This is a genomic window from Christiangramia echinicola DSM 19838, from assembly GCF_000423065.1.
In the GTDB taxonomy this organism is placed as follows: domain Bacteria; phylum Bacteroidota; class Bacteroidia; order Flavobacteriales; family Flavobacteriaceae; genus Christiangramia; species Christiangramia echinicola.
Genome location: NZ_AUHG01000011.1, coordinates 731,517 through 743,941, shown reverse-complemented (window position 1 = coordinate 743,941; position 12,425 = coordinate 731,517). Strand labels below are relative to the sequence as shown.

The window sequence follows — 12,425 nt, the reverse complement described above, 5'->3', positions numbered from 1 at the left end:
ATTGAAACACCTTCACTTTTTCCTATTATTTCTATTTTTCACAGGTGGCCTTTCTGCTCAGAATGCCATCACTGTGAACGCACGTCTTATAGACAGCATTCACACCTTAAAGATAGAACAGGAGATCAAGTTCGTAAATACTGAAGAAAGGGAATTAGTAAGTATCTATCTAAATGACTGGAACAACGCTTTCAGTAATAAAACTACGGCTTTAGCAAAACGTTTCGCAGAAGATTATGCGAGACGTTTTCATTTTGCCAAAGAAGAAGAAAGAGGTCATACAAACATTAATTCTATCAAAAGCTCTACAGAATCTGAGCTTAAATGGGATAGACCAGGCAATATTGCCGATCTGGTAAGGATCACACTCGATGAACCTTTGCAGCCCGGCGACACTATTCTTTTAAAATTAGATTATGAGCTAAAGATCCCCGACGATAAATTCACCAGGTTTGGAAGGGATGACCTGGGCAACTATAAATTAAGGTATTGGTATATGGTGCCGGCACCTTTGGATAATGGCTGGAAACTTTATAGCCATAAGGATCTGGGTTTGCAATATGTTAAACCATACCATATCAAAATTAATGTTGATGTTCCTACAGAATTCTATGCCGCCTCGGCTTTAAACCTTGAGAGAACACAAACAAGACAGGGTTTTAAAACCATCCAGTTCGAAGGCGAAGAGCGGGTAGATAGTGAAATGTATCTCACCAGGTCTTTTATATTTGAATCTATCAATGCCAAAGCCAATCAGGTTATTACCAATATCGAAGATGAAGATATTCAATTTGATCTTAAGAATTCACTACTAGAAAGATCTGTTAATTTCCTTAATGAAAGACTTGGAGCTTATCCTCACCAAAACATTTTTATTACTCAGGAAGATTATTTAAACAGTCCTATTTATGGTCTGAATCAATTACCAGGATTTATAAGACCTTTTCCTGATGGATTCCAGTACGACCTGAAGTTATTTAAAACCATAACCAGCAACTATCTAAAAAATACCATTTTTATAAACCCCAGGGAAGAAAAATGGGTTACAGATGCTATCATGGTTTCTTTAATGATGGACTATGTAGACACTTACTATCCTAAAATGAAATTAATAGGAAGTCTGAGTAAAATTATAGGACTAAGATGGTTCCATGCTGCCGATCTTGAGTTTAATGATCAATATCAGTTCTTATATATGAATATGGCCAGGTTAAACCTGGACCAACCTCTTACTACAAGTCAGGATTCACTGGTTAAGTTCAATAAAAATATTGCAAATGCCTATAAAGCCGGGGTTGGAATGAAGTACCTCGAGGAATTTCTGGGCGATGATTCAGTTAAAAAATCTATATCAGAATTCTATTCAGAATATAAACTAAAAAGGGTTACAGATGAGGATTTCGTGAACCTGCTTCAGAAAAATGCTACCAAAGATATCTCCTGGTTTTTCAATGATTATGTAGACTCTAATCAAAAGATAGATTTTAAGATCAAGAATGTTGAAAAACTTGATGATTCCTTAAAAGTGACCATTCAAAATCTTCGCAAGAATGATTTTCCTGTTAGTCTTTACGGGATCAATGATAAAAAGGTGGTTTATAAAACCTGGGTAGAAAATGTAAGAGACACCCTGAGTGTGACCATCCCGAAAGACAGTATTCAGCGACTGGCCTTAAATTACAATCAGGAAATTCCAGAATTCAATCAACGCAACAACTATAAGGGCGTTACAAAATTACTGGATAAACCAATACAGTTCAGGTTGTTACAGGATGTTGAGGACCCCAGGTATCACCAGATATTTTTCATGCCAGAGTTCGAATATAATTTATACGATGGTATATCTATAGGTCCTAAATTATACAATAAAACGGTACTTAGTAAAACATTCAATTTTGCGATTTCTCCTAAATACGGTTTCACTAGTGAAACCATTGTAGGATCTGCTTCTGTCTATAATTCACATCAATTTGAGAATAAAGAATTATACAATATTATCTATGGTATTGGTGGTTCCCGCTTCTCATACGGTTATGGTCTGTTTTACGAAAAATTCAGCCCCTTTCTAGCCTTTTCTTTTCGTAACTCTTACTTAAGAAGTAATGAAAGACAGAGGTTACTAATTAGAAATGTAAATGTGAGCAGAGATCAAAATCCCGTTGATCCTCTTATTCAACCAGATTATAATGTCTTTAATGTAAGATACAGTTATAGTAATCCTAACTTTCTAAAACATCTAACGGCTAATTTTGATTATCAGCTTTCAGATAAATTTAGCAAAGTTTCTATTACTGCAGAATACAGAAAACTTTTTACCAATAACCGTCAGATTAATCTGAGGTTTTTTTCGGGCGCATTCCTTTATAATGATTCTGGTTCCAACGATTATTTTAGCTTCGCCCTGGACCGACCAACAGATTACCTCTTTGATTACAATTATTATGGTCGTAGCCAGGGTAGCGGATTGTTCAGCCAGCAAATTATTGTCGCTGAAGGTGGTTTTAAATCTCAATTACAACCAGAATTTGCTAATGAATGGTTAACTACAGTTAATGCTAGCACCAATATCTGGAAATGGATCTATGCATATGGAGATGTTGGAATTGTTAAAAACAGAGGTGACAATGGTAAATTTTTATTCGATTCGGGCGTAAGAGTGAGTCTTGTACAGGACTATTTTGAGGTATTCTTGCCGGTTTATTCAAGTTTAGGATGGGAAATAGGTCAGCCAGATTACGACCAAAGGATTAGATTCATAGTGGCCCTGGACATTAATACCCTTATTAGATTATTCACAAGACGCTGGTATTAAGGGAGAAATCTAATTATTAAATTATCCCTACCGTAATTTCGGTATTATCAACAAATTCATAATACTGAAGCTTTTAATTCTGAAATAAATACTATTTAAAGGTTAAAATTACATTATTATCAATTTTTGCTGAAAAATTTGAATTGTATTTAATCATACTTTTCGCTACATTTGTTACCATTCAAAAATTAGTTCATGCAAAGCGAAACACAAACTGAAAATTCAATTTCATTTGATGAATTCAAGTCTCAGGTACTTGAAGATTACAAAACTGCTGTTACCAGCAGGGAATGCAGTCTTCTAGGACGTAGAGAAGTGCTTACCGGGAAGGCGAAGTTCGGAATATTTGGTGATGGAAAGGAAGTACCGCAATTAGCCATGGCAAAAGCTTTTAAAAAAGGTGACTGGAGATCTGGATATTACAGGGATCAAACCTTTATGATGGCAATTAATGAATTAACCCCCGAACAATTTTTTGCCGGCCTTTATGCCGATACCAATATAGAAAATGAACCGATGTCTGCAGGACGTCAGATGGGTGGCCATTTTATGACCCACAGTCTGGATGAAAACGGAGATTGGAAAAATCTAATGGAACAGAAGAATTCCAGTTCAGATATTTCACCTACTGCAGGCCAGATGCCACGTTTACTTGGTTTGGCACAGGCTTCCAAGATTTTTAGAAATGTAGAAGGAATTGATGCAGAGAAATTTTCTGATCAGGGTAATGAGATCGCCTGGGGAACTATAGGTAATGCTAGTACAAGTGAAGGTCATTTCTGGGAAACGATTAATGCTGCAGGTGTATTGCAAGTTCCTATGGTCATGAATGTATGGGATGATGAATATGGAATTTCTGTACACGCCAGGCATCAAACCACAAAAGAGAACATTTCTGAGATCCTAAAAGGATTCCAAAGAGATAAAGAAAAGGATGGGTATGAGATCATGGTTGTTGAAGGATGGAATTACCCTAAACTAGTAGATGCTTATGAAAAGGCTTCTACCATTGCTCGAAAAGAGCATTGCCCGGTGCTTATACATGTGATTGAATTAACTCAGCCACAAGGTCATTCTACTTCAGGCTCTCATGAGAGATATAAATCTGAAGATAGACTTAGCTGGGAAAAAGAGCATGATTGTAATGTGAAGTTCAGAGAATGGATGATCGAGAATGATTTTGCAACTTCAGAACAGCTTGAAGAACTTGAAAAAGGGATTAAGAAAGAAGTTAGAACTGCTAAGCATAATGCATGGACGGCTTATTTAAAACCAACCCTTACCAAGCAAAAGGAATTTATAAAATTACTGGAAAATGTAGCTGGTTCAAGTGCAAATGCAAATTTCATAAACTCAATTAAAAAGGAGATCGCAGGCACTAAAGAACCTCTAAAAAAGGATCTTGTCTCTGCAGGTAGAAAGTGTCTACGCTATTTAATTGGCGAAGATACTTCTGAAAAAAGTGCCCTGATCAATTGGTTAAATGATTTTAATGAGCAGGCACATGAAGATTATGCCACTTATTTATATAAAGAAGAAGATACTCAGTTAGAAGTCTTGCCAAGCTATGATGATGACGTGGAAGAGGTAGATGCGAGAATTATTTTAAGAGATAATTTCGACACAATATTCAGTAACAGACTAGACACCTTGATCTTTGGAGAAGATTCCGGTGAAATTGGTGATGTTAACCAGGGATTAGAAGGACTACAGAAGAAATACGGAGAATTCAGAGTTTCTGATACCGGTATTAGAGAAGCTACTATCCTGGGACAGGGAATTGGAATGGCTATGAGAGGCCTTAGGCCAATTGCCGAAATACAGTATCTTGATTACGTTATGTATTGTCTTCAGGGAATGAGTGATGATCTATCTACTGTTCACTATAGAACCAAAGGAAAGCAAAAGGCACCGCTAATTGTTAGAACCCGGGGTCATAGATTAGAAGGTATCTGGCATAGTGGTTCTCAAATGGGAGGCTTTTTAAATCTTTTAAGAGGTATGTATATTCTGGTACCACGTAATATGACCAAAGCGGCAGGATTCTATAACACCCTATTAGATCTAGACACTCCCGCTATGGTGATTGAATGTCTAAATGGATATCGCCTAAAGGAAAAGCTACCTAATAATCTTGGTGAATTTAAAACGCCAATTGGAGTTACCGAAACTGTTCGTGAAGGAAATGATATTACATTAGTTTCTTATGGCTCTACTTTAAGAATTGTAGAGGAGGTGGCGAAAGAATTGCAGGAGGTTGATATAGATGCTGAAGTTATAGATGTACAATCATTGCTTCCTTTCGATCTTAATCATGACATTGTTAAGAGCGTTGAAAAAACAAACAGATTATTAGTAATAGACGAAGATGTGCCTGGAGGGGCTTCTGCTTACATATTGCAAAAGGTACTTGACGAGCAGAATGCTTACAGATACCTGGACAGCAAACCTCAAACACTCACTGCTAAGGAACATAGACCTGCTTATGGTACAGATGGAGATTATTTCTCCAAACCTTCAGCAGAAGATATTTATGAGAAGATCTATGCCATTATGCATGAATCTAATCCAAACAAATATCCTAAGTTGAGATAATTCGAACTGATATAGATAGAAATACCCTAAATAATATTGCGCTGTTTTATTTTAATCTTACTTTAGAAGTATTATTTCCCTAATAAGGGAAGTAGAATATTTAATTTTATTTATAAAATAGTCCACTCAATTGTTAAATAATTATATTTTGAACCATATAAAAATACTTCTATTTTTTACACTTCTATCCGTTTTTGGCTATTCTCAAACCCCAGGACTTAATGATGTTACAAATATTGTAAGTACCACGGCTCCTAATAACCCCCTATATGGTCAACTTGAAACATTGAAGGGGGAAATTAGAATAAGGGGTAATTCAACTAAATATAAAGATATAGATGGGAGTCCGTATTATCAAAATACGAAAGAATTTCTTCCTGGAAAATTAATTTTGCCCAACGAGAAACTAATAAATGTAAATATTAGATATGATATCGCAGCGGAAGAAATGCAAATTCAATTGGAAGAAAATCAATATCAGGTTTTAAATAATGACTTTCCAGTTATAATTGAAAATTCAGTGTTTAGAAAATTCAGATATTTAGATAGTGAGGGGAAATATTATTTAGGTTATTTCAAAATGAAAAATCATGACTCAAACGCTAATTTACTTCTCTTGGAAAAACTAAGAAAAGAAGTTAGAGGAACAGAGAGAAATATTGCAAGAGGTTTTCCTCCAAAATTTACAGATGATTCAAAATTCTACCTTAAATTCAAATCATCGGGAGAAGCATTTTACTCCGAGACAAAGACTAAGAATCTTGTAAAAAGTTTTCCCTACAAAATTCAGGAACAAATTGAAAATTTCATCAATAAGAATAACTTAAAGCCAAAAAAAGAAGAAGACTTATTAAAAATTATTGACTATTATAATAGTGCATTTTAAATTTCAAACTTAAATACCATGTTTGAATCCCACCTCTAAAATTCAGCTAGCACCTATTATTCCATTGCAAGATGAAAATTTTTTAAATTAATTCAACATTACTACTTCTCATTCTGATTGATTTTTAAAATTTTTCAATCTTAATTGATGTACCTCCTCTATTTATTCTATAGTTAGTTATTTATAGATAAAATTTAATCTTAGTCTCTAATTTAATCTTACCAATTAAATTCACGAAAATTCCGATAATTCAGATCATATTTTTTCAGAATAATTTTAGTTGTTATTTTATTTAACTAAATAATATAAATAACTTCAAGTAAAACAATAATAAGGTACCGTATAAAACTCCAGTATTAAGGAATCCATTTCTTTTCAAAATTCGGTTTTCTCTTTTCCAGAAAAGCATCTCTTCCTTCTTTAGCTTCATCGGTCATGTAAGCTAGTCTGGTTACTTCTCCTGCAAAAACCTGCTGCCCAACCATTCCATCATCAGTCATATTCATAGCGAATTTCAGCATTTTAATAGAGGTAGGTGATTTTTCCATGATCTCCTGAGCCCATTCATAAGCTGTATCCTCTAACTCATCATGCGGGATTACGGCATTCACCATTCCCATTTCATAAGCCTCCTGAGCGGAATAATTTCTACCTAAAAAGAAAATCTCTCTGGCTTTCTTCTGCCCTACCATTTTAGCCAAATATGCCGACCCGTATCCTGCATCAAAACTGGTAACATCGGCATCGGTTTGTTTAAAGATCGCATGTTCCTTACTGGCCAGGGTAAGATCACAAACCACATGAAGACTATGCCCTCCTCCTACTGCCCATCCAGGAACTACACAAATAACCGCTTTAGGCATAAAGCGAATCAGCCTTTGAACTTCCAGGATATTCAATCTGTGATATCCATCTTCACCTACATATCCTTTATGACCTCTTGCCTTTTGATCGCCACCACTACAAAATGACCATTTCCCATCCTTTGAGGAAGGTCCTTCAGCAGATAGAAGAACCACCCCAATAGAAGTATCTTCATGAGCATCATGAAAAGCATCCAGTAATTCTGAAGTTGTTTTAGGTCTAAAGGCATTTCGAACATCGGGGCGGTTAAAAGCTATCCTTGCTACCCCTTCAGATTTTTTATAAGTGATGTCTTCGTATTCCTTTACTGTTTTCCAGTTTATTTTAGGCATATTCTTTATTTCAAAATTTCCGACTAAAATACGAATTACTATCTAAATTTTTATGCTGATCGAAACTCAGGATACTTCAATCCTCATATAAGGTCACGAATTAACTCTGACCAGGAACGTTAAAGAATACATTATTAAAATAAAAAAAACCGGCCAATATGTGGTTGACCGGTTTTATAAGAATTTCTATACTATATCTATGTCAGGAATTAGTCAGCATCCCACCAAACAGGTGTTACAGGAGTTTCCTGGTATTGCTGAACAACACTACCATTTCTATTTATCTCTGTAGTTGGATATGTAGCTCTTCTAAACCACTGACCTTCATACTCTACACTATTCTCTCCATCTTCCCTGATCGTAAGACCAGTAAACACTTCATCTGAAAAATCATATCTTCTAAAGTCCACGAAGGATTCAGGATTAAGAAAGTTATGAATATATTTTTCTTTCATAATATGATGAAGCATTAGATTTTCTGCTCCAACATCCACTGCGGGATCATTAATGTAGGCTGTACCATCTACACCATATTTAGCCATACTGGCCATGATACCTTCCAGATATGCCTGATATCCGGCCTCTGTAATACCTGCACTTGTAGTTGTTCCACCATTAGCCAGAAATTCAGCTTCAGCTTTAATGAATTGCGCCTCGGCATAAGTGATTATTACAATTGGAGCTTCTGCTCTTGTATAGTAACCTCCATCTGCAAACTGCACATTAGCTACCGTCCCGTCAGGTGCCAATCCGCCACCTCCACTTACATGACCTTTCCATTCGGTATCTTCAGAATTATCTATCTCTCCAAAGACAGGTAACCTGGGATCTATTTCTAAAGCGTCACTTTCGAAAGGATAATAATCACCGTTCATGCTGCTAACGATCTGGCTTGCCAGAACATTATGAGGATTCCCCGTGTTTCTAGCAAGTATCTCCAGAGAGTATCTTGGGTTTATACTCCTGTCATCGTAAAACATTTGAAAATCATCATCATTAGAAGTAAAACCATTTTCTATAGTATTAATTACCTCCCCAGGTGAAACCACACCTTTATTTACTAAATGTAATTGATAACGAGCTTTGAAAGTGTAAGCCGCTCTTAACCATTGCTCAACATTACCTCCATAAATTAAATCCTCACTACCTATATTAATACTAGATGTATCTTCCGCTTCCAGATCTGCAATTGCTCCATCCAGAAGATCGAAAATTGCACTATACACATTCTCCTGCGAAGCGAAATCTGGAAAAAGATTATCATCTCCCATGGATGCTTCGGTCAACGGGACATAATCCCATGAATCTGTAGCTATTCCAAGATTTACTGCCTTCAGAATATCTGCTATAGCAGCATAATGAGTTGCTCCAGATTCTGCGGCCTTTTCTTTAATAGTTTCAATATTTGGTAACGCATAAAGGTACACGTCTGCCCAAAGACCAGCAGCAGTTGTTTCACCAGCTGCATTTCCTGACTCCCCGGTAAAATTCTGTACATAATTCCCAAAGCTTAAACCTGCGGAATACTGTCCTTCTACTGTATGGAAAATAACCGGAGCCAGCAGGTCATTGATTCTTAACTGATCGACCTCTGCGGTACCGGAAGGTCTATTAACATCGAAATAGTCTTCACTACAGGAGAAGAGCCCTAGCAGTAATACTATATATATAATTTTGTTATAATTTATCATATTCAATTTTTTAAAATCCTAATTTAAGTCCTAGCGAAAAATTTTGTGTAAGAGGCGTACTCAAACCGGCAAAACCATAAACATTACTTCCCGCACTGTATTGATTTCCTTCGGGATCATAACCATCATAAGGAGTCCAGATCAAAATATTGCTTCCACTTGCATTAATCGAAAGTCTGTCGAGGTTCAATGTCTCTAGAATATTACCAGAAAAATCATATCCTAATGAGATATTTCGAAGCTTCACCCAGGAGGCATCCTGTACAAGGATTTCTGATGCACGATTATATGCGTTAGAGTTTCTGTAGTAATTTTGATCTATAAAAACTTCCTGTGTGTTAGGCACAAACCCACCATTACCATCATCCATGACTCCTTCTAATACGGTTGTTACATTACGAAATTCAGTAACTTCTAAAATTCCGTTTCTCAATGAGTTTCTTCTTCCAGAATCATAAAGATCCCCTCCTTCTTTCCATTCAAGTAGGAAATCAAAATTAAATCCTCTATAATTCACCCTGTTTCCTATAGACGCAATAAAGTCTGGGAATGCGTTTCCTACCTTTTTACGATCATCTGCACCTGTTTCAACCACAGGTAATCCATTTTCATCAATATAACGCTGGCCGTTTTCATATCTCCACGTATATCCATATAAGGAACCTAATTCATCCCCGTCTCGGATCTCAGAAGTTACCCCTGCAAATCCTGCGTCTGCAAATACCAGAGATTCTATATCTTCTGGTAAGGAAACCACTTCTCCTTTATTGGTAGAAAAATTAATATAAGCCTCCCAGGTAAAATCATCTTCCCTGAAGATATCATAAGAAGCTAGTAATTCATGACCTGATGATTCAAACTCCCCCGCATTTCTTACGATACCAGATAATCCAGTAGAATATGCTGTCCCTACGGTAAATATCTGATTGTCTACCGTCGTTTTATAATAAGCATAGTCAAATCTCAAACGATTCTCAAAGAATCTAAGATCGGCACCAACTTCAAAAGACCTGTTTTTTTCTGGTACAATGAGTGGATCACCTATTGAAGTATCGGCTCTATACCCACCTGTTCCACCAAAAGGAAAAGCTGGATCTGCAATATAATAACTTCCTATTTGTCCAAATAACGGACCTTTCCCTACCTCGGCCCAGGAAGCTCTCAATTTACTGAAGGTTAGAAATTCGCTATCTTCATCTATTAAATTATGAAAATCATAAGCTAAACTTACCGATGGATAGAAAAATGACCTATTTTCCTGAGGAAGTGTAGATACCCAGTCATTCCTTCCAGTCACCGTTAAGAACAATTCATTACGGTAATCTAGTTTCAGTTCTCCAAATACCCCAATATTTCTAATCTGGGTAATTGTTTTTCCTCCAAAAGTATTTATAGTATTCGCTAAATCATTAATTCCAGGCACATTTAGGGTTTCTCCTCGAACAAATGAATAATCACGTTTTGAATCTGAAATTTGATTTCCTATAGTGAAAGATGAACCAAAATCTTCTGTCCAGTCTTTTTCGAAATTGATGAGGAAGTTAGACTCAAGGCCTAGAAAATCATTATTCTGTTCTAATATAAATCCTCCAACCTGAGTACCAACATCCAGGTCTGGAGCTACAAAACGATTTCTTCTATCTGAGTAATTGTCAACTTGTGCGGCATAAGAAATATTCATCCAGTCTATAGGAGACCAGTTTAAAGAAATATTTCCCACCCAACGGTTCACATCATCGATCAGTGGGCTTTTTTCCAGTAAATACCTTGGGTTATCGATAATCCCGAAAGAGTAGTTTCTCTGGGTTCCGTCTGCATTTTGATAATCGTTTATTGGAAATGAACCTGAAAAATAAGACAGTGAACTAAAAACAGATTTATCACCTCCATTACCCCTGGCACCGCCAGAATTTGAATAACTAACCGAAGTATTAATATTAAAATCATCTGTCACCTGGTAACCTGCCTTTAATCTTAAATTGGTCTTATCATAATTAGTATTTGGCAAAACCCCTTCTTCGCTATCATTTCCTACTGAAAAATAGTAATTAAGTTTCTCGGTTGCTCCACTCAGGTTAAGATCTACCTGAGTAATAACTCCTGTTTTAAAGAGATCATACGGACTATAGAATTGATCATTAGAAAGATCTACAACCTGACCATCTTCCCTGGTTATTGAATCTTCAGAATATCTAGGTCCCCATGAATAGAATGATGTTCCACCCAATCTGGTAAATCCGGTCTCAGTTTCCGGAGTATACAAAGTGTTTGGCTCTCCACTGAAACCTTCACGATAGGTTGTTTGAAGCTCAGGAACTGTTTCAATACTTTTAAATGTGGTAGAGGCTGAAACATTTATCTGAGCCTTACCCTGTTTTCCTTTCTTCGTTGTGATAATTATTGCTCCATTGGCCGCTCTTACACCATAAAGTGCGGTAGCCGCAGCACCTTTTAGTACGTTATAAGACTCAATATCTTCAGGGTTTAAATCTGCCGCCCTGTTCGTGAATGAGAATTGTTCTGCACTATTTGGAGAGTTGGATCCTGCACTAGGCCTTACATCTCCAGAAAAAGTATCATTATCTAAAGCCAAACCATCTATTACAATTAATGGTTGATTTCCTCTTTGAGGATTTATAGAAGTTATTCCACGAATAAGAATATCTATACCTCCACCGGCAGAACCCGAGGTTTGATTGATCTGAACACCAGCAACACGTCCCTGTAGTCCCGATAGGGCATTTGTATTACCATTTAAATTAATATCTTCTGCATCTACCTTTGTAACAGAATAACCAAGGGAACGGGTCTCCCTTTCTATTCCAAACGCTGTAACCACTACTTCACTCAAGGCATTTTGATCCTCTCTCATGGCAACATTAATAGTGGAATCTGTAACTGGCATTTCTTGGGTAATGAATCCCACGAAAGAAAAGACCAAGGTACTCCCATCTGGGGCATTTATGGAATATTCACCATCGAAATTAGTGGTTGTCCCGGTATTAGTACCCTTCACGAGAATGGTTACACCTATCATAGGCACACCATTATTGTCTCTAACTTCACCTGTAACCTCATTTTCCTGAGCACTCAGGACTATAAAGTTTGAGGTAAAAAAGACAATAAAAAACAGGATGATTTTTTTTGTCATAATTGAATTTTTTGGGTTTAGAAGAAGAGTAAATATATGTAAAATATGACGCAATGTTAATTATATATTAATTTTTAAGAGAATCCTTCATCTT

The 12,425-nt window shown here is 36.4% G+C and carries 6 protein-coding genes; 3 read left to right on the top strand and 3 right to left on the bottom strand.

The annotated features are described in order from the left end of the window. Position 1: 1 nt before the first annotated feature. The 3 genes from G530_RS0108480 (at position 2) to G530_RS0108465 (ending at position 6,293) form a co-directional block, all read left to right on the top strand. Entirely contained in the window at positions 2 to 2,812 is a 2,811-nt protein-coding gene (locus G530_RS0108480; RefSeq protein ID WP_026934125.1) for a gluzincin family metallopeptidase, read from the top strand. Positions 2,813 to 3,007: 195 nt separating this feature from the next. Further along, positions 3,008 to 5,407 (top strand): alpha-ketoacid dehydrogenase subunit alpha/beta, encoded by a 2,400-nt coding sequence (locus G530_RS0108470; protein WP_026934124.1) that lies wholly within the window; start codon positions 3,008 to 3,010, stop codon positions 5,405 to 5,407. A 148-nt stretch (positions 5,408 to 5,555) separates the two neighbouring features. After that, positions 5,556 to 6,293, top strand: a complete 738-nt coding sequence (locus G530_RS0108465) for a hypothetical protein (RefSeq protein ID WP_156888611.1) — start codon at positions 5,556 to 5,558, stop codon at positions 6,291 to 6,293. 356 nt (positions 6,294 to 6,649) lie between these two features. On the opposite strand, the gene G530_RS0108460 is transcribed toward G530_RS0108465, so the two are convergent. From G530_RS0108460 to G530_RS0108450, 3 genes are all read right to left on the bottom strand, one after another. Next, complete coding sequence (locus G530_RS0108460; RefSeq protein ID WP_026934122.1) at positions 6,650 to 7,489, bottom strand: 1,4-dihydroxy-2-naphthoyl-CoA synthase; 840 nt, start codon at positions 7,487 to 7,489, stop codon at positions 6,650 to 6,652. 209 nt (positions 7,490 to 7,698) lie between these two features. Continuing rightward, positions 7,699 to 9,180, bottom strand: coding sequence for a SusD/RagB family nutrient-binding outer membrane lipoprotein (locus G530_RS0108455; protein WP_026934121.1), 1,482 nt, complete (start codon positions 9,178 to 9,180; stop codon positions 7,699 to 7,701). Positions 9,181 to 9,190: 10 nt separating this feature from the next. Next, positions 9,191 to 12,331, bottom strand: a complete 3,141-nt coding sequence (locus G530_RS0108450; RefSeq protein WP_026934120.1) for a SusC/RagA family TonB-linked outer membrane protein — start codon at positions 12,329 to 12,331, stop codon at positions 9,191 to 9,193. Positions 12,332 to 12,425 lie beyond the last annotated feature (94 nt).